Here is a 22,838-nt window from a genome sequence, read left to right as displayed (position 1 = left end):
CTAATAATAGATAGGTATTAATGACAATTATGTTATATAAAACTTCATTTACCGTATTGGGTTTCATATAACTTTATATAAAGGATAACCGTTCAACATTGAGCGGTTATTTGTTTTGAGGTGGATGCATGGCAAAAAAATATGCAAAGAGATTTTATAAATCCACAGCATGGAAGAAGTGTAGGGATTCATATTTTAAATTTAGATATGGATTATGTGAAAGGTGTAAGGGGACAGGGAAGATTGTTCATCATAAGGATTACATAACACCAGAGAATATAAACAATCCAGAGATTACATTGAGCTTTCATAACTTAGAACTTTTATGTCAGGATTGCCACAACCGTGAACATCATGAGAAAAATAGTCCAGTTGTTGAAGGAGTAATGTTTGATGAGAATGGGGATTTAATACAAAAAGAATAAAAATCAAAATAAAAAATGAACGCTGATATTTCCAAAGAAATAAAAGCCCCCCCATTTCAAAATCTTTTTCGAGTTCTCGAAGGACCGATGAGGTACCTTCACGTAATATACAGGTCATTTCGCGTGACCCCCCTACCCAAAATGCAGAAGAGATGAGGTGTTATTTATGGCGATAAAGAAAGAATTAACAAAAGAAGAGCGGGTTAATAAAGAGATAACCAGACTTAAACGGATATATAAAGAAATGCCAAAAGATACCCTCTTGGTAGTAGAGGGGCTAATTGTTGAAGCGGCAGACTTGCGTGTTCGACTAGAAGATGTACGTAAAGATCTTGATGAAAATGGTTACGATGAAATGTTTTCGCAATCAGAGAATCAAGAGCCTTATGAAAGAGAAAGACCAGCGGCAAGAAGATATATAGCTATGAATAAAAGTTATCAAACGATAATGAAGCAGTTGGGTGATTACATACCTAAAAAAACAGTTGAAAGTAAGGAGAAGGATGATGGGTTTGATGACTTCGTGATGAATAAATGAGGATACAATATCCTTTGTCTTATAACCCAATCATTGAATATTACAGCCTTATTGAATCGGGAAAAGAAATTGTTAGTGAAAAAGTCCGTAGAATATATAAGAAATTAGTAAGTGATATTGGTGATAAAGAAAGTATATATGAATACGACTCAAAGAAAGCGAACCATGCCATTGAGTTCATCGAAAACTTTTGTAAGCACTCAAAGGGAAAATGGGGCGGAAAACCAATTGTTTTAGAAGTATGGCAAAAGGCATTTATTGCAGCGGCATTTGGCTTTGTACATGGAATAGATGGCACAAGAAAATACAGGGAAGTATTACTTGTAGTTGCTCGTAAAAACGGAAAATCTACTGTTGGTTCAGGGATTGGATTGTATTTGCAAATAGCAGATGGGGAACCAGGTTCAGAAGTTTATGCAGTAGCAACTAAGAAAGACCAAGCGAAATTAGTTTGGTTAGAATCAAAGCGAATGGTAAAGAAGTCACCAGCACTATTAAAGCGTATTAAACCTTTAGTATCTGAAATGGTTTCTGAATGGAATGATAGTACATTTAAACCACTTGGTTCTGATAGTGAAACTTTAGATGGACTTAACGTACACGGTGCTATGATGGATGAAATTCATGCTTGGAAAGATAAAAATTTATATGATGTTATTGTAGATGGTACTTCTTCACGAGAACAGCCAATGATATTTATGATTACAACAGCAGGAACTGTCCGAGAGTCAGTGTATGATATGAAGTATGAAGAAGCAGAAATGTTGTTAAATGGACTTGATGATCCGGATGGATATAAAGATGATCGTTTTTTACCTATAATCTATGAGTTGGATAAACGAGAAGAGTGGACAGACCCTTCAAAATGGGCAAAGGCAAATCCAGGGCTAGGAACGATAAAAAAGGTAGACCAACTTGAAACAAAAGTAAACAAGGCGAAAGCAAATTCTTTGTTAGTAAAGAACTTACTCACAAAAGATTTTAATATAAGAGAAACATCAACAGAGGCATGGCTGACTTTTGAACAACTAAATAATCCTGCTACTTTCGATATAGAGAAGTTAAAGCCTTCCTATGGAATTGGTGGATGCGATTTATCTTCAACCACCGATTTAACAGCAGCGAAGGTTATTTTTATGGTCCCAGAAGACCCGCATATTTATGTGAAGCAGATGTATTGGCTTCCTGAAGATTTATTGGAGCAGCGAAGTAAAGAAGATAAAATTCCATATAATTTATGGCACGAGCAAGGAATATTAAGAACAACACCGGGAAATTCCGTTCATTATAAATTTGTCACGAAATGGTTTTTAGAAATACGAGATAAATATGGCATTTATCTACCTTGGATTGGCTACGATAAATGGTCAGCGAATTACTGGGTTGAGGACATGCAAGGGTATTTCGGGAAGGAAGCTATGATTCCGGTTGCACAAGGTAAACAGACCCTTTCTAGCCCGATGAAACTTTTAGGAGCTGACTTGGAATCTAAGCTAATAAACTATAATAACCACACAATTGACAAGTGGTGTCTTTCTAACACAGCAATAGACGTTGATAAAAATTTAAATATACAACCAAATAAAACAAAGAACCAAAGACGTCGTATTGATGGCACAGCAGCACTTTTAAATGCATATGTAGTTCTTCAAGAAAAACGAAATGACTACCTCAACATGATATAAGAAGGAGGTGAGAATTTGGGGTTATTTGATAAGATATTTGGAAAGAAACAGGCTCCTACTACAACTCGTTTTGAAATGATAAACGATAATGGTGGAGGTTTTTTTGCGTGGAATGGGGACATCTATCAAAGTGACATTATACGAGCTTGTATACGTCCTAAAGCGAAAGCAGTCGGTAAGCTGATAGCCAAGCATATCCGAGATAACTCTACTGAATTTAAGGTGAATCCAGATTCCTATATGAGATTTTTACTGGAAGAGCCAAATCCATTGATGACAGGACAAATGTTTCAAGAGAAAATGGCTGTTCAATTAGAGTTGAATCATAATGCATTCGCTTATATTAAGCGTGATGATTTTGGTTATCCTACTGAGATTTATCCTATTCCATGTACAACAGTTGAAGTTGTAGAAGGTGCACAGGGAGACATCTTTTTAAAGTTTTATTTTAAAAATGGCAAGCAGATGACGATTCCGTATACAGATATCATTCATTTGCGTAAAGACTTTAATGATAATGACTTTTTCGGAGAACATCCTGGTAATGCATTAGCTCAGTTAATGGAGATTGTTACAACTACTGATCAAGGTATTGTTAAAGCTATTAAAAATAGTGCAGTAGTAAAGTGGATTCTTAAGTTTAAGTCAGTATTAAAACAAGAAGATATTGATAGTCAGGTTAAAAACTTTGTGAATAACTATTTGAATATCTCGAATGATGGTGGAGCAGCTTCTTCTGATCCGAGGTATGATTTAGAACAAGTGAAACCTGAAGCGTTTGTACCTGATTCCAAGCAGATGCAAGAAACAGTACAACGTATTTATAATTTCTTTAATACAAACGAAAAGATTATCCAAAGTAAATACAACGAGGATGAATGGACAGCTTATTATGAATCGGAAATTGAGCCATTTGCAATGCAGCTTGCTGGAGAATATACCAGGAAGCTTTTTTCACGTCGGGAAAGGGGATTTGGTAACAAGATTATCTTTGAATCCTCTTCACTTCAATACGCTTCTTTAAGTACAAAGATGGACTTAGTTCAAATGGTTGATAGAGGAGCTATGACACCAAATGAATGGCGTTCAATTCTTTCACTTGGACCAATTGAAGGTGGATCTAAGCCGATTAGAAGATTAGATACAGCTTTAGTTAAAGAAGGAAATGTCACTGATGAAGGAGGTGATGACAATGAACAAGACGGAAAAGAGGGAACTACTGAGTAGTGCTCTTGAAATTAGGGAATTAGAAAATGGCCTTCGAACAATTTCTGGTTATGCAGTTAAATGGGAAATGAAATCTGTAACAATGGGCTATTGGCAACGATTTAAAGAGCAGTTTAAAAAAGGAGCTTTCACAGAGTCCTTGACTCAAGATGATCAATTAGCTTTATGGAGCCATGATACATCACAAGTGTTAGGAAGAACTAAAAATGGTACTCTTCGTTTATTTGAAGATGAGATTGGACTAAGGTTTGAACTAGACTTAGCCAATACAACACTCGGAAATGACACATATGAGACGATTAAGCGCGGTGATGTAGACGGTGTTTCCTTTGGGTTCCAAATGGTCAAAGAAGAATGGGATGAATCAGATCCGGACAATGTAGTTCGTAGTGTAACAAAAGCTAAGTTACTAGAGATTAGTCCAGTAGCTTTCCCAGCTTATCCTGATTCGCAAGTTTCAGCTAGAAGTCATGACCCATATAAACAATTTGTGAAGGAACGCAATCAAAAAGAATTACGTAAAAAACTAATTTTAAAAACATATTTATAAGGGAGAGATTCATTTGAAAACATTACAAGAAATTTTAACTAGGAAATCAGAAATTCGCTCAATGTTACAAAGCGATAAGGAAGTAGATTTAGCAGCATTAGAAACAGAATTACGAGAACTTGAAGAAACACAAAAACAAATTGAAACACGACAAAGATTATTAAAAGAAGCAGAGGAGATTAATAATAATCAAATGCCTGAAATGCGTACAGTTGAAACATTTAACAATGAACCTCAAAAACAAGACGTAGAATTAGAGACTTCTGAAAAGCGTGGACAGGCTCTGATGGAAAACCGTGCTGTTACAGTTGGAAGCGGAAATGTAGTTTTGCCTAAGCATAGTGCAACAGATATTCGTCCGACTTTCAATGAAGTGTCTACACTGATTGATCGTGTTTCTTCTAAAACTTTAAAAGGTGGAGAGAGTTACCAACAGCCATATATTAAAAGTTATGGAGAAGGTGATTACACAACTGAGGGTAATGACTATAATACATCAGAAACAACGTTTGGATATGCAGATATCACAAAAGCAAAAGTTACAGCTTATTCAGAGGACACAGAAGAGCTTCAAAAATTACCAGCAGCTGATTACGATGCTGAAGTAATGAAGGGGATCATGGTAGCTACTCGTAAAAAGTTAACTCGTGAAATTTTAATTGGGACAGGTGCTACGAATCGACTTGTTGGTATTTTCTCAGCAGCAGCTACGGCAATTGATTCAGAAACAGATTTAGAAATTTCAGCAATTGATGCATCTACATTGGATGAGATTATCTATAGCTATGGTGGGGATGAAGACGTAGAAGATGCGGCAGTATTGGTTTTAAATAAACTAGATTTAAAAGCATTTGCTAAGCTTCGTACTTCTGATGGTAAAAAGGTATATAACGTAGTATCACAAGGTAATTCTGGAACAATTGATGGGGTACCATTCATTATTAATAGTGCTTGTAAGGCTGTTTCTGATGCTAAAACAACAGCTGGACAATATAGCATGGCGTATGGTCCGTTATCAAACTATCAACTTACTATTTTCTCAGATATGGACGTTCAACGATCTACAGACTTTAAATTCAAGCAAGGTATGATTGCACATAGAGGTTCTGTTTTTGCAGGTGGTAACGTAATTTCTAAAAATGGATTCTTACGAGTGAAGAAAGCGGCTACTGTATAATAGTCGCTTTTCTTTATGGTATAAGGAGGTTTAACAGTGAGTGGGAAACCGTTGAATAAATATGTTGTAAAAAGAGCTTTTCGAGATAAATTCACTTTTGCTCATTATAGTGTTGCAGATTCATATGAATCAAATGATGCAGAACGTGTAATGTATCTACAAGATGAGGGTTTCTTGAATAAAGAAAGAATTATAGATAAAAAAGAAGGTTCAAAAGGACCAGTTCATGTTGGAGGAGGATATTACGAACTTCCAAATGGGGAAAAGATTAAGGGTAAAGATGCCGCTCTGGAAGCTTTAAAACAGCTAGAGCAAGTTGGTGAATGAATATGATGCTTGATGTTGTGAAGAAAGCGGTACGTGTCTCACATAACGCTCTTGATGATGAACTTGAAGATTTAATTGAAGCATCTCGATATGATTTGAAGTTATCTGGCGTTTCTCACCTTAAGACAAATGATGATAATGATCCTCTAATTAAAAGAGCAATTATTACGTATGTAAAAGCTAATTTTATTTCAGACGCAAAAGAGGCAGAACGTTTTTTAGCATCTTATAACATGCTTAAGAATCATCTAACTTTAGCGGGTGACTATAAATGAATGATATTTTACTATTCCCAGTAATAACAATTACTAAAGATGAACTAGGACAAGTTGAGGAAAATGAAGTATTTAGTAAACAGGTATTTTGCAAGAAAAAGTCAGTTCCTCAATCAGAATTCTTTCAAGCTGGACAAAGTAACATCAAGGCTAGTCATATATTGATTGTTCATGTCTGGGATTACCAAGATGAACGAAAAGTGAAGTATCAAGATAAAGAATATAGCATTTACCGCACGTATGAAAGAGACGATGAAAAGATCGAACTTTATTGTGAGGTGAAAGCCGGTGTCTAATATTGATACTCTTGCAAGTGATATTGCTAGGGAATTGCAAAGATACGCTAACCTAGTAGAAGAAGATATAGAAGATGCGAAAGAAAAGGTTGCGACCAATCTTGTGAATGAATTGAAACAAAAAAGTCCTAAGAAAACAGGGAAGTATGGTAAAGGCTGGCGGAAAAAGAAGGATGGCAGTGCAATCATTGTTTATAATGCATTGAAACCACAACTTACACATTTATTGGAAAAGGGACATGCTAAAGCAAATGGTGGCCGTGTAGCAGCTAAGGTTCACATTGCTCCGGCAGAAGAAAAAGCAATAAATGAACTAATTGAACGTGTCGAAAGGGCGATTCAACAATGACATTAGGTGAATTAAAGAAAATTCTTGATGCTACAGGTTATCCTGTGGCTTATTCACATTTCACAGCAACGCCAACTAATCCAGTTCCAGCGCCACCTTATATTTGCTTTCTTGTGGACGGATCAGCGAATTTAATGGCTGATAACAAGGTATATCACAAGATAAATAACTTAAGTATCGAGCTTTATACAAATAAAAAAGATTTAGTTGCTGAAGCAACTCTTGAAAAAATCTTAGATAATTATGAGATTCCTTATGAATCCTATGAGGTTTTTATTGAAACTGAAAACCTATTTCAAAAAAATTATGAAACGAGGTTGATATAAATGAGTGAGAACAAAGTAAGTTTTGGATTGAAAAATGTCTATTATGCAACATATGAAACAAAAGATGGGGTAGTTACATTTGGAACACCAATTCCAATGCCTGGTGCGGTTGAACTAACAAATGAACCACGCGGTGATTTAATTGAATTCTATGCGGACGATATGCTTTATTACTCAGCGGATAATAACCAAGGTTATGAAGGAACGTTAAATATTGCACTCCTTCCGGAGCAATTTGTAATTGATGCGTTAGGCGAACAATTAGATGAGACAGATGGTGTATTAAATGAGTTAGCTGATGCAAAAGGGAAACCATTCGCGCTGTTATTTGAGTTTGATGGTGATGTGAAAGCAACTCGTCATGTTATGTATAACTGTTCAGCAAGTCGTCCTAATATTTCATCGAAATCAAAAACGAATTCAGCTGAACCGAATACAAACGAGCTTAAATTCGTCGCAAGCCCAATTATTCTAGCAACTGGTGGTAGACCGATGGTTAAGACAAAGACAACTTCTAAAACTACACCGGCAATCCATGATAATTGGTACAAAAAGGTCTATGTAAAAACACCACCAGCACCAAAAGGAGCGTAATCAAATGGAAAAAACAATTGTAATAGATGGTAAGCAAGTTCGACTAAAAAGTACAGCAGCAACTGTTAAGCGTTACAAAGCGCAATTTAGACGTGATTTGTTTGCTGATATGATGGCTTTAGGAGCTATTGGTACGTTTACACCACAAGATGGTTCTCAGCCTTCTATTGACCTCTCAAATGTAGATTTAAAGAAAATAGATTTTGAAGTTATTTATGATTTAGTTTGGTTATATGCTAAAACCGCTGATCCGAATCTTCCGGATCCAATTACATGGTTAGATGGATTTGAAGAGTTTCCTATTTATGAAATCATTCCAGAGATTAACGATATGATTCAAAGTACAATGGGAGCAAAAAAAAACTAAAGAAAAGTAATGAAGAGCAAGGGACTTTCAGTGATGAAGAATTCACCACTGATTTGTTCCTTGCTCTTTGTTATAAAGCTAAATTAACGAGCTGGGATTTAGAAGTAATGACAATCGGTGATTGCTTTGATTATATTGCTGAATTTGCAGAAATGGAGAATCCAGACAAAGAGAAAACCCGTAAAGCAAATCAAAAAGACTTCGATTCATTCTAAGAAAGGGGTGAGATGATGGCAGGAGGAAGAATTAAAGGAATTAGTATTTCCATTGATGGTGAAACCACGGGACTTCAAAATGCGTTAAAAGATGTTAATAAGCGTAGTAATGATTTAACCAAAGAACTTAAAGATGTTGAGCGATTATTAAAATTTGATCCAGGTAATATTGAAGCTTTAGCCCAAAAGCAACAGTTACTGACTCAGCAAATTGAAAACACCACACAAAAGTTAGATAAATTAAAGGCAGCGGAGCAACAAGTCCAAGCACAATTTCAAAACGGAAAAATTTCCGAAGAACAATACCGCGCATTCAGGCGTGAAATTGAATTTACAGAAGGATCGCTTAATGGCCTAAAAAATAAGCTTGGAAATATGAAGGCTGAGCAAGATAGTGTAGCAAGTTCAACAAGACAATTAGAAACATTGTTTAGTGCTACTGGGAAAAGTGTTGATGATTTTGCGGGAGCATTAGGAAATCGTCTTGTGAATGCAATTAAAAGTGGTACGGCTACAAGTCGGCAATTGGAACAAGCAATTGGAATTATCGGCCGGGAAGCATTAGGAGCAGAAACAGATATAGAGAAATTACAACGAGCTCTTCGATCGGTGGATGCTGGAAACTCAATACAACAAGTGCGAAATGAATTAAGAGATTTACAGCAAGAAGCCGGAAGAACGGAGAAGAAGTTTGAAGGGCTAAAGATAGGGCTTGAAAACGTCATAGGTGGTATGGCAGCAGGTGGCGGTATTGCTAGTGCGGTTGAAAAAGCAATGGATATGTCAAAGTTGCAAACGAAAATTGATATAACTTTTGATGTTCCAGAATCCTCGAAGCAATCAGTAGAGGCGGCTGTAAGAGGGGTAACCGCTTATGGTGTGGATGCAGAGGCATCATTAGAAGGTGTACGTAGACAGTGGGCTTTAAATAAGAATGTAAGTGATGAGGCGAATGCAGCTATTGTTAAAGGAGCAGCGGCAATTGCGCAATCCTATGAAGGAATAGATTTTACGGAATTAATTCAAGAAACGAATGAAATTGGAAACGAATTAGGGATTTCGCAAGATGGTGCACTTGGTTTAACAAACGCTTTGCTAAAAATGGGATTTCCACCTGAACAATTAGATATTATTGCTGAATATGGAGGACAGTTAACAAGAGCTGGATATAGTGCTGAAGAAGTGCAGGCAATTATGGAGGCTGGTGTTGAAACAGGTACTTGGAATTAATTTATAGTTCCCTTGTATGGTGACATACAATGCAAAACCCCTTTAATTCAGTGAAACTCTCAAAAGAGACAATGCTGAGCGAAGCCTTTAATAAAGGAACGTGCAACGACTAGTCGAGAGACGTAGGGTGTAAGTAAATGACACTCGAAACAGGGGGCAACTCAAAGAGTTGAAGATATAGTCTAATCTATGCGGTGACGTATAGCAGTTCGTAACGGAACGGGCGTGACTTTACGAATCACGTTGAATATTCATGATTGATAACCTGTTAGATGGATTAAAAGAAGGGCGTATTAAAGCAGCTGAATTTGGTCAAGGCGTTGATAAAGCTATGAAAGAAGCTCTTGAAGGCACTAACATTTCAGCGGAACAAGTTGAAAAATGGGGTCAAGCTGTAGCTAATGGCGGTAAAGAAGGTTCAGCAGCAATGACCGAGATTGCACAAGCTCTATCGCAAGTTGATGATGAAACAAAGCGTAATGAATTAGGTGTTAAATTTTTCGGAACAATGTATGAAGATCAAGGGCAAAACATTATTAATACTTTGCTGGGTGCGAAAGAAAAAACGGTTGATTTCCAAAAGAATCAAGAACAATTGAATGGTTCTATTAAAAAAATGGATGCAAATCCAGCAGTTAAATTTCAAAAAGCAATGCAAGATTTACAAATGGCTCTCAAACCTGTTCTTGGAGTTATAGCTGATGTTGTTGCTAAAATAGCCGATTGGATTTCTAATAATCCAAAACTAGCAGCTACTTTGGCAACTATAGCAGTAGCTATTGGTGTAATTGCAGGAGCATTTATGGCTTTAGCACCAATAGTTGTCGTCATATCAGGTATAGGGGCTGCAATGATGGGGTGGGTAGCGTTAATCGCTGTGGTTGTAGCCGCTGTAGTTGCCTTAGGCGTACTAATTTATCAAAATTGGGATTCTATAAAACAATGGACCATTGATGCTTGGAATGCAATTGGAGAGTTCTTAGTAGGAATATGGGATGGGATTGTGCAATGGGCAAGTGAAGCGTGGAATAGCATTAGTGAATCTACATCAGCAATTTGGAACTCAATTAAGGAATTTTTAATAGGTATATGGAATGGCATTGTAGAGTTTGTTGTAACCTGGGGAACCGCTATTCTAGAAACGTACGTTGGTATTTGGACATCCATTTTTAATTTCTGTATGGAAATTTGGAATGGGATAGTTGAATATTTAACTTCAGTTTTGCAGGGAATAGCGACGTTCTTTACAGAAATATGGACCTCTATTTCTACTTTCTTTCAAGAGACTTGGAATGGATTAGTCGCTTTTATAACTCCTGTTTTACAAGGGATTGCTGATTTCTTCTCTATGATTTGGAATGGTATTTCTACAGTGATCCAAACTGTATGGAATTTTATTACTCAATACTTACAAGCAATTTGGACGGCTATTTTATACTTTGCTACTCCACTATTTGAAAGTATCAAGAATTTCATTTCTGAATGTTGGAATAAAATTAGTTCTACTACAAGCCTAGTATGGGAAACAATTAAGAATTTCTTGGTTTCTTGTTGGAATGGACTTGTGTCATTTGTAACGCCAATCTTTGAAAAAATCAAATCTTGGATTATTAGTGTGTGGGATACAATCAGTTCAGCCACGATGGCTGTCTGGAATACGGTTAAGAATTTCTTGCAAGCATGCTGGAATGGATTAGTATCAATTGTAACACCAATTTTTGATGCAATAAAAAACTGGATTGTGAATGTCTGGAATACTATTAGTTCCACTACGAGTGCTGTATGGAACGCGATTAAAAGCTATCTTTCTAGCTTATGGAATTCAATTGTTTCCACAGCAAGCTCAATTTTTAATAGCATTAAATCAGCTATTTCAACTGTTTGGAATATGATTAGTAGTGCAAGTAGTAGCGTATGGAATGGTATTAAGTCTACACTTTCAAGTATCTGGAATGGTATTAAATCTACAGCATCTTCAGTGTGGAATGGTTTGAAAGATGCCATTATGACTCCTGTTCGTTGGGTAACAAGTGCTGTTAGTGGGGCATTTAATGGAATGAAATCAGCAGTATTAGGTGTGTGGGATGGAATTAAGAGTGGTATTCGTACAGCTATCAACGGAATCATACGTATTATTAATAAGTTCATAGATGGTTTTAATACACCAGCAGAATTGTTAAATGAAATTCCAGGAGTTAGTGCACCAACTATTCCGCATGTACCGATGCTTGCTAAAGGTGGAAAGCCTGTAGGTGATGGTTCATTTATCACAGGAGAAGCCGGACCAGAGTTATTTACGAAGAAGGGTAATTCAATTACAGTTACACCTTTATCATCGAAAGAAAAATCACTCGGTATTACTGGGACTATGAATCAATTAATGGGTGATATGAGTCGGATGATGGCTAGTTCTATGAGTCAATTAGCAGGATTAAAGTCTGTTATGAATGGTGTATATGGAAGTATGTCAAATAGTAGACAAGCCATGGCTGGTAATATCGCGAATCAAATATTCAATTATTCATCAGGGCAAACTGGTGGTAATGAAGTAATTTCAGCACAAAGTGGCGATTTAGTAATTGAAGTACCAGTTATTTTAGATGGTAGAGACTTAGCACGCGGTACTTATCGATATACAAAAGAATACCAAGAAAGAGAAGAGCAAAGAAACTCAGCCTTTTAGGTTTGAGTTTCTTTTATTTTATAGAGAAATGGGGTGTCGAAATGAGCTCTTTTACATTTAACAACGAACGTAAAGAATTTGTCCAAATTGCAAAAGGCTTCAAAAGACCTACTTGGGCACCATTGAAAAGAAATTTATTAAGTATTCAAGGGTATCCTGGTGCAAGACTATTAAACACACAAACTGAAATACGGGTTCTTTCTATTCCTGTGGGAATTATAGTTCCTGATGGATCTGATTTAGAAACGCTGAAAGAAGAAATTGCAGGGTGGTTAATAACAGATCAACCGGCAGAACTTATTTTTGATATAGAACCAAATAGAACATATTTAGCAATTGTAGATGATAGCTTTGATCCAGATGAATTTGTAGCCCTTGGTACAGGAACAATTAAATTTATTTGTCCAATGCCTTATAAGTTGGGAGCGATACAAGAGAAAATACTGGCTATTGAGAAGGGGGACTTAAAAGCTTCATTACGTAACAATGGTTCTGTAGAGTCTAATCCCATTATTGATATAACTGTGGGAGCACAGAGCCCTTTCCTTGATGTATGGAATGGTGATGAATACTTTAGGTTAGGTTATCCCACAGGTGTTAAAACTCGTGTTGTGAAACAAAATGAGCGTCTCATATGGGATGAAATGAAGAGTTTAACTACTTGGAATGCTGTAACTGGTCAAATAGGAATTTATAAAAGTTCAGGGGCCATGAAGGTTTGGCAAGGGTACGCCTTTACACCTGACTCATACGGAACGGGAACAGATACCGAGTGGCATGGTCCTTTTATGAAGAGAACTATTCCTAATACAGGCGGTGTTATCCAAGATTTTAGACTTGATGTGCAAATGAGTTTTCAGTCTGAACACTGGAACAGAATGGGGAAAACTGTAGTTATGCTCTTAGATGCTAATGATAACATAGTAGTGGAACTAGCGTTGGCTGATGATTATATGAGCCATGAAATGACAACAGCACAAGCAATTATTGATTCAGGAGGGTCTAGAAAGTGGATCTCTGACGAAATGGGAATGTACTCTGATACATTTAACGACTTCAGAGGACATGTTGCAGTAGCTCGCAGGGGCAAAGAATGGAGTTTCTATTTTGCTAAATATCGAAAGAATACGGAGATAGATGATGCTAGTTTTGTCCGTACATGGAGAGATGAGTCTGACAGTAATCCTATGACAGCTAGGCCAGTAGCAAAGATAGCTGTAGGGTGTATTGTTTATGGTTCTCATCCACCAGTTGATATTGCATTTATTGAAGATGTTAAGTTTTGGAAGATAAATACCTTAACTATAGATGAGACTCCTTATATTTTTGATATAGGAGACAAAATACAAATAGATACAGAAAGATCATTAGTAACAATTAACGGAAAAAATGTGATTGGATTGAAAGACATATTCAGTTCGTTTCCTATTGTAAAAAGAGGACTGAATGAAATTATAGTACGTCCAGCCAATATAGGAATAGCAAAATTAAGTTATAGGGAGCGATTTAGATGAGAACACCAAGTGGAATCTTACATATTGTTGATTTTAAAACTAATCAAATCGTTTCAGCTATACAACCAAAAGATTATTGGGATGATAAACGCCATTGGGAAATCAAGAATAATATAGATACATTAGAGTTTAGGGTGTTTGATAATACAGAACATGCAACAACGCTTTTACAACAAAATTTAGTGTTAAAAGAAGTGCGTGATGGTCGAATTGTTCCATATGTAATTACTGAAGCAGAAAAAGACTCTAAAGATAGATCAGTGGTTGCTTATGCATCTGGTGAATGGATTCAGCTTGCTAAAGCAGGGATTATTAATCCGCAAAAAATTGAAGGTAAAACGTTGAATGAATGCATGAGAATAGCTCTCGCAGGTACGAAGTGGAAAATAGGTAAAACGGAGCATAATGGATCACACTCTATGACGATTGATGAATTTACTGATCCACTGACATTTCTTAAACAGATTGCTTCTTCATTTGAATTAGAAATTCAATATCGTGCTGAAGTTGTAGGATCTCAAATCGTTGGCCGATATGTGGATATGGTTAAGAAGCGAGGACGAGATACAAAAAAAGAAGTAACTCTTGGTAAAGATTTAATGGGAATTAAGCGTATTGAGAACTCTCAAAACATTTGTACAGCCTTATTGGGCTTCGTTAAAAAAGAAGGCGGAGAATTTATTACTATTGCGGAAATAAATAACGGCATACCTTACCTTGTGGATGACGGTGCATTTCAGCGCTGGAATGAAAAAGGACAACATAAATTCGGCTTCTATAGCCCAGAGACAGAGAATCAAGATATGACTCCGGAACGACTTAAAACTCTTATGAAAACAGAAATAGAAAAACGTGTAAATACTTCTGTTTCTTACGAAGTTCAAGCACAAAGTATAGGGCAAGTATTTGGATTAGCACATGAATTAATTAATGAAGGCGATACAATCAGAATCATAGACAGAGGGTTCACACCTAAGTTATACCTTGAAGCACGTGCTATCGCTGGTGATGAATCTTTTAAAGACCCCACACAAGATAAGTATGTATTTGGTGATTATCGTGAAATTGTTGATTCGAATGAAGAGCTACGTAGAATGTACCAAAAAATTTTAGCATCATTACAAGATAAAGTACCTCAAGGGTGGTTTGATGCTTTAAAGGACAAAGTAAAAGATCAAGGTCTAGACATTCAAGATGCTATCAACAAGTCAAAACAAGCTCAACAGGAAAGTAAAACGGCTAAAGACTTAGCAGAAGCAACTCAAGATTACATGGAGAAAAATCTTGTAGATATTATAGAAAGTGTTAAACCACCTACTACTGATCTCAAAGCAAATAAAACACTCTGGCGTGATATTAGTAATGGTAAGCCTGGTATTTTAAAAATATGGACAGGTACAGCATGGGAATCAGTTGTTCCAGATACGGCTCCATTACAACAAAGTATTAAAGATGTTAAGAAAGATATTGAAACAGCTAAAACGGAATTAAATCAAAAGGTTCTAAGTGTGGAAGGTAAAGCGCAAGAAATAGCTGGACAAATAGCCGGTGTTCAAAAGCAGGTTAATGACAAAGTTGATCAAACGTGGATTAATAATCAATTAAAAGATAAGGCTGATAAATCCGGTGTTTATACGAAAGATGAAATTAAAGATGGTTTTATAGGAAAACAAATCTATGAAACGGATAAGAATGGTAACGTTAAGAAGTTCCAAGATATTAATACATCTATTAGTCAAACAAATGAAGCTCTTAAACAAAAAGCAGAGAAGTCGGAGATAACGAAAATTAATGATGGTTTGTCCCAGCTTGAAAGTAAAACGAATGAGATTATATCAACGGCAGATGGAACGAAGCAGACAATTTCTAATCTGAAAACTCAAGTTGATAATATTCAAGTTGGTGGGCGAAATCTATTACTAGAAACAGCTACTAAATCACATTCAGTGAAGACTGGAGAAAACAAGCAGCATACCTACTTTGATTTAGCAAAGGATGCAGCTACTTTAATGCAGGATAAGAATCTTGCTATGAGTTTCCTGTTTACAGGCAAAGTTACTGCATGGGGAACAACGAATAAATGGGCTGGTTTCGAAGTAAAGATTACTTTCACAGACAATACATTTTATTATCCGAGTTGTCGCGTAGAAAATCGCCTAACACTAGGTAAACAGTATAACCAGGAAAGATTCACAGCGAGTGCTGTAGTAATGGATAAGCCAATTAAAGAAATTTCAGTTTACGCTTTAGCACGTGATTTCACGGGGGATGTGTTAATTGAAAAGCTTAAATTAGAAATTGGCACAATATCAACTGCGTGGACACCAGCGCCAGAAGACCAAGTATCCACAACTGATTTCACTAAAAAAACAGTAGAAATTGAGACTACTATTAAAGGAATAAATACTTCTGTATCAAATGTACAAAACGAACAAGGAAAGCTTACAGAACGAGTTACTAAATCAGAACAAACTGCAGATGGGTTTAAACAATCCATTGAATCGTTAACAAAAAAAGATAGTGAAATTAATAATAAATTAAATACGGTCGAATCAACTCTGGAGGGCACGAAAAAGACGATTTCGGATATACAATCTGATACAAAGTCACTCAAAAAAACGACAACTGAAATTAGAGAGGAAGCAGGTAAGATTACCGAAAAACTCTCTAATATAGAAAAACGAGAAGTAAGTGTTCGAAACTATGTAATTAACTCAGATTTTTCTAATGAAAAAAATTTATGGAATGGTATTACTAATTCAACAACTTTCAAATTTATTGACGTTAATATATCAGATGCATCAGGTATTAAGAAAGGATTACAAATAACAAGCAATGCAGCTTATATCTACCAAAATTTAAGCCCAGATCAGTTTATAAAGAAAAAGGGGATGGCATCCTGTTATGTTGATGTAAAGGCTGTAACATCCACAACAGAATATCCGCGCCTATATATGAGATTCACGTATGATCAGAATGGGAAAGATCAACATTATTATGCTATTATTCAGCAAAAAGTAGTAACAAACGGTTGGAATCGAATTTCCATTCCTTTCGATACAACGAATTACACAGGTAATTTAAAAGAAGTACGTGTAAATATCGCTACTGGTAATACAACTACTGTAGATGCAACATTTACAGGGATAATGGTTACATTAGGAGACTTACTTGAATCTTGGAATCTTGCTCCTGAGGATGGAGTACCACAAGGAGCCTTTCAATCGAAAACAAACGAGATTGAAAAAAGTGTGGATGGTGTGAAAAGTACTATTACAGCTATCGAGGGTAAGGGCATAGTAGGGACAAATTTAGTTTACAACTCAAGCTTTCTACAAAGAGATACAGGATTACCTGTAGGTTGGGAATTTCCTCATCCTGATGTGACGAGCTTTCAAATGCCATGGGATGACGATAAGCGAGCAGGAGTAATTCGCTTCAATCGTACTAACCTAGTGGAAACAGTCCCTAATAGCATCATAAGTGGGTTCTCAACAAAATTTTCTGTAACATTAAACCAAGAGTACACGTTCAGTGCCTACATGAAAGTTCCTAACGTAGCTACTTTTAAGTTTAAATATGCTTATATCATAGAGTTTTTCAATGAGGCAGGTGTGCGAGTACAATTCCAAGATGTACAGCTTACAAATGCAGAGTTAGCAGACATCACTACCGGTAAGTGGACTCGTATAATCAGAACTATTAAGCCAAAGACAGCAGGTATCGTCACAGGTGGATTCCGTTTAGCTTTATTCCATAATGGGGACATATACTATAGAATGCCTCAGGTGGAATTGGGAGACCGTGTTACAGGGTGGAACTTATCTACCAGTGACTTCTCTACTCAGCATGGACTTAATGATCTGACAGTGAAAACTAACGCGATTAAACAAACCGTGGATAGCAATCAAGCTACAATTACTTCTCTTAGTACAACGCAAGGGAATCACACCACACAAATTCAAAAGAATACGAGTGAGATTACCCAGTTGAACAATCAGATTAGCTCTAAAGTCTCTGATACCCAAATGCAAGATTATGTGGGCGGGCTGGGTAGTACAAACTTATATATGAACTCCGCTTTTGAAGATAGGATAATTACTCCTAGCTCTGGTATTGTTACTTCTAGAACTCCGAGCCTTAGCAAATGGAAAATAGTAGCTGCTGTATCAGGATCAGCTGTTACGCCTACAACAGCAAGGCAACATGATGGGTATAATTCGGCTCAGATTCAAGCAACGGGGCTAACTGTAAATGCTTGGACAGGTATTAGTCAATTATTCCCTGTTACATCTAGCTCAGGAAAACTAGTATTATCTGCATGGGTTTTTACATATAACAAGGACGGTTTAGATCAAGGTGGAGCTTTGGAGATTAAGTTCCTAAATGGTTCAACTACAGTTACAACTAGTAGTGTAGACCTAAAAGATAAGTTGAATAACGGTGCATGGACACTTGTTTCTGTTACTGCTGAGGTTCCTTCAAAAGCTGTTACTCATGTAGAGGCTTATATATGGATACGTAGAAACGGACTTATCTGGGTGTCTCAACCACAATTTCAACAAGGTGCTACACCTTCGGCATTTATGGAAAACCCGAAAGACTATGCTAACTATGATCAACTTGTAGGAGAAATTGCTAAGAAAGTAGCTACCACAGACTTTAACTCTAAGGTATCAACCCTTGAGACAAGCATAAATCAGCAATCCAGCCGAATTGACTTAAAGGCAGAAAAAAAAGAGGTTTACTCAAAAACAGATTCCGATGGACGCTTTGGAAGTAAAACTATTGTAGATTCGCATACTTCTCAGTTATCTGTAATGAGTAATGAGATTAACTTGCGAGTCAAAAAAGGTGATATTGCATCAACAATTAACCAAACAGCTCAATCCGTATTGATTCAAGCTAGTAAGATTAACTTGGACGGAGCTGTAACTGCTAAGTCTATAGAATCTGGTAGACTAGCAGGTGTAACTATCTCAACTAGTACAAACTCTACAGGTTATTTTGTTGAAATGAATCAGCAAAATATTTCTCTTAAATCCAATGTAGGTAACACGGGACCAATCACACGAGGATATTTAGGTTTCATGCCTAACTTACCAGATAATACAGTTCGTACAGCTCTAGTGCTTGGAAACAACTACGATAATGCTAACAGACTAGAGGTTAATGGTTCCTTATTTCTGGAGCAACAAACACCAAAATGGAATAACTACGATTTATCAAATTGTCGTATCGGTATGGCTAGAAGCCGTAACTCAGACGGATCTATAAACATGAAATCGTCTATAAAAATGGGATACATGGGTAGTATTGAAATGCGCTCAGAAGATAGCGACATCGACCTAAACGCTAAAGGGCATATCCGTATGAACACTACTAGGGGCGGTAAAGGCTTAAATGATATTCAACTTGTATCAGGTACTAGCATGTCTTTAGATGCTTACAATGGTAGTTGGTTCCTAAATAGTTCTAGCAGTAAAGGCGCTGACGAATGGAGAATAAGAACGTTATACATTAACGATAAACGCTCTGGAGGTAACACTCAGGCTGACGTAGATTTTAGAATGGGACACCTGGTTACTTTACGTATTCCACAACACCCTGACTATACTAAGTACGGGCTGCAAGTTAAAAAGGGTGACGGTAATAGCTTAAGTAATATCCATGTTGATAAAGTCTACTTAACGCAAAACATGTGGGAATCGACTAGACAGGTTAAAACGGCTATCAAGGGAATCGAAGTAGATCCTTTAGAAATATTAATGCAACTACAGCCTAAGCAGTACTATCGTAAGTCTGAAATGCAAAAACTCTATGAAAAACGTGAGAAGATTGTAGCAGGTGGGTACCAAGAGCCAATGCCTACAATTAAAGACGTTCCTTTAGAGTATGGTTTCATTGCAGAGGAATTACCAGAATGCTTAGCAACTGAAGACAGGAAAACTGTTTCTACGTATCCTTTAATGACTATCGGTATTGCAGGGACTCAGGAAGTTTACAAGAAGCATTTGGCTTTAGAGGAAATTGTGAAAGAGCAAGCTAATCAGTTAGCGAGACAAGAGGACAGAATTGCACGTCTAGAAGAATTGCTACAACAATTAATTGATAAGAAACCAGAGCAGTCATAAGCTGTTCTTTTTTTATTGTCTAAAAAAGGAGAGGAAAAGATGGATCGTATTGATGTGTTATTAAAAACCTTTATTGCCACTTTCGGTGGCTTCTGTGGGTATTTCTTGGGAGGATGGGATGCAACATTGAAAATCCTAGTGACGATGGCAGTTATTGATTATTTAACTGGCATGATTGCAGCAGGGTATAACGGAGAATTAAAAAGTAAAGTTGGTTTCAAAGGCATCGCCAAAAAGGTGGTGCTTTTTCTTTTGGTCGGAGCGGCTGCACAACTAGATTCAGCGCTTGGAAGTAACAGTGCAATTCGTGAAGCGACTATTTTCTTCTTCATGGGTAATGAATTACTTTCACTTTTAGAAAATGCTGGTCGAATGGGCATTCCGTTGCCACAAGCTTTAACAAATGCAGTTGAAATTTTAGGTGGTAAACAAAAACAAGAAGAGAAAAAGGGAGATGTTCTATAATGGAAATTAGAAAAAAATTAGTTGACCCAAGTAAATATTGTATAAAGTGTCCTTATACAATGAATCCGGAATTCATTACAGTTCACAATACTTACAACGATGCTACAGCAGAAAACGAAGTAGCTTATATGATTCGTAATGATAATCAGGTTTCATTTCATATTGCAGTAGATGATAAAGAAGCAGTACAAGGAATCCCTTTAGAGCGTAACGCCTGGCATACTGGCGACGGAAACGGGAACGGTAATCGTAAATCTATCGGCGTTGAAATTTGCTACTCTTTAAGCGGTGGAGATAGATACTATAAAGCGGAAGACAATGCAGCTATCGTTGTAGCTCAACTAATGAAACAGTACAATATTCCAATTAACAAAGTCCGTACACATCAATCATGGAGTGGGAAGTACTGTCCTCATCGTATGTTGGCAGAAGGACGTTGGAATAATTTTATTGAAAGAGTTCAAAATGCATACAATGGAGATGGTAAAGTAACTCCTACACTTATTCCACCGTCAACTAACGGGACAGGTATTGCGTATATTGAGGGGAATGGCATCAACCTTCGTAAAGGTCCAGGCACTGGATACGGGGTTATTCGTCAATTAGGTAAAGGTGAGTCCTACGAAGTATGGGGACAATCAAATGGATGGTTAAACCTTGGTGGCAATCAGTGGATTTATAATGATTCATCATACATTCGTTATACAGGAGAAAGCACACCGACAAGTTCGCAATCAGTCAATAATGGTGTAGGAATAGTTACTATTACAGCAGATGTATTGCGTGTTCGTAGAGGTCCAGGAACTAATTATGGCATTGTAAAAAATGTGTATCAAGGAGAACAGTATCAGTCGTGGGGATATAGAGATGGTTGGTATAATGTGGGTGGAGACCAATGGGTTTCAGGTGAATATGTGAAGTTTGAAGATTAAAGTAAGAGCCGTCATAATGACGGCTTTTTTTATTTTATAGCAATTATTTAACTATTATCTATTGATTCAAATAAACAGGTATGGTATAATTATATATGTAAGGGAGGTGAGAAACATGGATTGGGACTTAACAGAAAAGGTTCTTAAAAATCTAGCTTACATAGTAGGCATGGGGGTAGGAATCATAACAGCAAAGAAAAACCTAAACGATATGAAAGATAGAAAGGAGAAGAAAAAGGAAGAAGAAATAGAAAAACGCCTAGCCCGCAAGACTAGACGCAAATAACACAACGGGGGAAGAAATTCCCCCAACCTTAAAAATATTATAACATAATTACAAAATTACACAAAATCCAATCCATGTAAAAATGAAGTTAGATCGAAACACTTTGGTATTAGTATTATTTTTAATATTAGTGGTTACAGTAACAAACTATAAGAATCCTGAAGTAAGTGACTACCTAGGAATTGCTTCTACAATAATTTTAGCTATAGCGCTTGTTATTAATTTAATTTCTTTATGGAAAAAAGGTAGGGACGAAAAATGAGTATGGACTATAAAATAAGTCGTGAAGAAATAGAAAAGTTAGTTAACCAAGTAGTTTTAACAGCAAATGAAACCGTAAATTTATTAGGTGTCACAACCCAAAGATTACATGTACTTGTAAAACAAGGGCGAATTGTTCCTATTAAAGTAGTTGATAGGGTTTCGTTGTACTTTCGTGAAGATGTAGAAAAACTGGCTGAAGAATTAGGGCAATTAAGAGAAAAATATCGACCATATGAATAATTTGAAAGCCAACTCTTTTATGAGTCGGCTTTTTGGTTGTTATGTAGCTAGAATTTACTTTTAGATAATGCTTTTAATATAGGGTTTATAATTTTACTCAATAAACGAAATGCGTTAAAGATTGAACGAATAACTTTCATAAGATTAACGTCCCCTCATTCTCATACCTTATAAGTCTGAGATTTTCTTTACTTCTTTTTCTTTGGCTTTAAAGTCCTTTTTATATTGTTTAAAGTCATTCCGGTCGACTCTAAACTTCTCACCAGTAGCTACATTTTTTACTAAATACGTTTTAGCTGTAAGTTCTTTTATTAAGAACCAAATTGCGAATAATACAAGGGATATTCCTAATGTGAAAGGAATTAATACTATTGCAGAAACAGTTATTATAAGTTCTGCTTTTGAATCAGCTCTTTTTAAAATTAATCTATCCCCAGCAGCGGCTTCAGATTGTTGTAATTGTTGCATACGTTGTAAGGATGCGACTGTATCATAACTCATGACATAACCTCCCGATAAGTAATAAAATCATTATATCAAACATTTGAGATGTTGGTATTATTTATCAATATTCAGTTCGAATTTATGTTTTCCCTCCACATAAATTTCATAAGTCAATTATTGATAAAGTATTAGTGGATGGTTCACCGCAATATAAAGTGAAAAACTCAAAAATTATTGTCTTCTATATTAAAGCTAGTTGAACATATGTAGAGGTACCGTAAAATAAAAAGCCCTT

21 protein-coding genes and 2 pseudogenes are annotated in these 22,838 nt (G+C 36.4%); 22 read left to right on the top strand and 1 reads right to left on the bottom strand.

What is annotated here, in order from left to right:
• Positions 1–128: 128 nt before the first annotated feature.
• From F3I02_RS29840 to F3I02_RS29740, 21 genes and pseudogenes are all read left to right on the top strand, one after another.
• Positions 129–425 carry an HNH endonuclease gene (locus F3I02_RS29840; protein WP_098379235.1) on the top strand — a complete coding sequence of 99 codons (297 nt, stop codon included), beginning with the start codon at positions 129–131 and terminating at the stop codon, positions 423–425.
• Positions 426–591: 166 nt separating this feature from the next.
• The gene (locus F3I02_RS29835; protein ID WP_196477693.1) at positions 592–963 is read left to right on the top strand and encodes a hypothetical protein; all 372 of its coding nucleotides are present in this window, start codon (positions 592–594) and stop codon (positions 961–963) included.
• Positions 960–2,648, top strand: coding sequence for a terminase large subunit (locus F3I02_RS29830; protein ID WP_196477692.1), 1,689 nt, complete (start codon positions 960–962; stop codon positions 2,646–2,648). The genes F3I02_RS29835 and F3I02_RS29830 overlap by 4 nt, the downstream gene beginning before the upstream one ends.
• A gap of 15 nt (positions 2,649–2,663) precedes the next feature.
• On the top strand, positions 2,664–3,875 hold the full coding sequence (locus F3I02_RS29825; RefSeq protein WP_078400380.1) for a phage portal protein: 1,212 nt from the start codon (positions 2,664–2,666) through the stop codon (positions 3,873–3,875).
• Positions 3,841–4,425, top strand: coding sequence for an HK97 family phage prohead protease (locus F3I02_RS29820; protein ID WP_001043897.1), 585 nt, complete (start codon positions 3,841–3,843; stop codon positions 4,423–4,425). The genes F3I02_RS29825 and F3I02_RS29820 overlap by 35 nt, the downstream gene beginning before the upstream one ends.
• Positions 4,426–4,438: 13 nt before the next feature.
• Positions 4,439–5,602, top strand: a complete 1,164-nt coding sequence (locus F3I02_RS29815; RefSeq protein ID WP_196477691.1) for a phage major capsid protein — start codon at positions 4,439–4,441, stop codon at positions 5,600–5,602.
• Positions 5,603–5,638: 36 nt separating this feature from the next.
• A complete protein-coding gene (locus F3I02_RS29810; RefSeq protein ID WP_098683185.1) occupies positions 5,639–5,929 on the top strand; it encodes a hypothetical protein in 291 nt (96 codons plus the stop codon).
• Between the two features lie 2 nt (positions 5,930–5,931).
• Positions 5,932–6,204, top strand: coding sequence for a head-tail connector protein (locus F3I02_RS29805; RefSeq protein ID WP_141558842.1), 273 nt, complete (start codon positions 5,932–5,934; stop codon positions 6,202–6,204).
• A complete protein-coding gene (locus tag F3I02_RS29800) occupies positions 6,201–6,500 on the top strand; it encodes a phage head closure protein (RefSeq protein WP_196477690.1) in 300 nt (99 codons plus the stop codon). The genes F3I02_RS29805 and F3I02_RS29800 overlap by 4 nt, the downstream gene beginning before the upstream one ends.
• Complete coding sequence (locus F3I02_RS29795) at positions 6,493–6,849, top strand: HK97 gp10 family phage protein (RefSeq protein ID WP_000065124.1); 357 nt, start codon at positions 6,493–6,495, stop codon at positions 6,847–6,849. The genes F3I02_RS29800 and F3I02_RS29795 overlap by 8 nt, the downstream gene beginning before the upstream one ends.
• Positions 6,846–7,175: a hypothetical protein gene (locus F3I02_RS29790; RefSeq protein WP_098770306.1), complete on the top strand. Its 330-nt coding sequence runs from the start codon at positions 6,846–6,848 to the stop codon at positions 7,173–7,175. The genes F3I02_RS29795 and F3I02_RS29790 overlap by 4 nt, the downstream gene beginning before the upstream one ends.
• Positions 7,176–7,769: a major tail protein gene (locus F3I02_RS29785; protein ID WP_196477689.1), complete on the top strand. Its 594-nt coding sequence runs from the start codon at positions 7,176–7,178 to the stop codon at positions 7,767–7,769. It begins immediately after the preceding gene.
• Between the two features lie 4 nt (positions 7,770–7,773).
• Positions 7,774–8,136, top strand: a complete 363-nt coding sequence (locus tag F3I02_RS29780; protein WP_000415944.1) for a hypothetical protein — start codon at positions 7,774–7,776, stop codon at positions 8,134–8,136.
• A gap of 227 nt (positions 8,137–8,363) precedes the next feature.
• Positions 8,364–9,578, top strand: a pseudogene (locus F3I02_RS29775) (hypothetical protein); the annotation flags it as partial.
• Positions 9,579–9,834: 256 nt separating this feature from the next.
• Positions 9,835–12,264 carry a phage tail protein gene (locus tag F3I02_RS29770; RefSeq protein ID WP_196477688.1) on the top strand — a complete coding sequence of 810 codons (2,430 nt, stop codon included), beginning with the start codon at positions 9,835–9,837 and terminating at the stop codon, positions 12,262–12,264.
• A gap of 41 nt (positions 12,265–12,305) precedes the next feature.
• Positions 12,306–13,778, top strand: a complete 1,473-nt coding sequence (locus F3I02_RS29765; RefSeq protein WP_196477687.1) for a distal tail protein Dit — start codon at positions 12,306–12,308, stop codon at positions 13,776–13,778.
• On the top strand, positions 13,775–19,912 hold the full coding sequence (locus tag F3I02_RS29760; RefSeq protein WP_196477686.1) for a phage tail spike protein: 6,138 nt from the start codon (positions 13,775–13,777) through the stop codon (positions 19,910–19,912). The genes F3I02_RS29765 and F3I02_RS29760 overlap by 4 nt, the downstream gene beginning before the upstream one ends.
• Positions 19,913–19,951: 39 nt before the next feature.
• Positions 19,952–20,377, top strand: coding sequence for a phage holin family protein (locus F3I02_RS29755; protein WP_000373884.1), 426 nt, complete (start codon positions 19,952–19,954; stop codon positions 20,375–20,377).
• Positions 20,377–21,309 (top strand): N-acetylmuramoyl-L-alanine amidase, encoded by a 933-nt coding sequence (locus F3I02_RS29750; protein WP_196477685.1) that lies wholly within the window; start codon positions 20,377–20,379, stop codon positions 21,307–21,309. Before F3I02_RS29755 ends, F3I02_RS29750 begins: the two co-directional genes overlap by 1 nt.
• Before the next feature lie 115 nt (positions 21,310–21,424).
• Entirely contained in the window at positions 21,425–21,595 is a 171-nt protein-coding gene (locus F3I02_RS29745) for a hypothetical protein (RefSeq protein WP_061186062.1), read from the top strand.
• Positions 21,596–21,859: 264 nt separating this feature from the next.
• Entirely contained in the window at positions 21,860–22,099 is a 240-nt protein-coding gene (locus F3I02_RS29740) for a MerR family transcriptional regulator (RefSeq protein WP_033690498.1), read from the top strand.
• Positions 22,100–22,267: 168 nt separating this feature from the next.
• On the opposite strand, the gene F3I02_RS29735 is transcribed toward F3I02_RS29740, so the two are convergent.
• On the bottom strand, positions 22,268–22,600 hold the full coding sequence (locus F3I02_RS29735; protein ID WP_049106735.1) for a hypothetical protein: 333 nt from the start codon (positions 22,598–22,600) through the stop codon (positions 22,268–22,270).
• Positions 22,601–22,713: 113 nt separating this feature from the next.
• On the opposite strand from F3I02_RS29735, the pseudogene F3I02_RS34235 reads away from it, so the two are divergent.
• Positions 22,714–22,803, top strand: a pseudogene (locus F3I02_RS34235) (N-acetylmuramoyl-L-alanine amidase); the annotation flags it as partial.
• Positions 22,804–22,838 lie beyond the last annotated feature (35 nt).

The sequence above is a fragment of the Bacillus sp. SRB3LM genome (assembly GCF_015712745.1).
GTDB classification, from domain to species: Bacteria; Bacillota; Bacilli; order Bacillales; family Bacillaceae_G; genus Bacillus_A; species Bacillus_A thuringiensis_K.
Note: the sequence above shows the minus strand (reverse complement) of the source record. Positions and strands in the feature narration are given on the sequence as shown.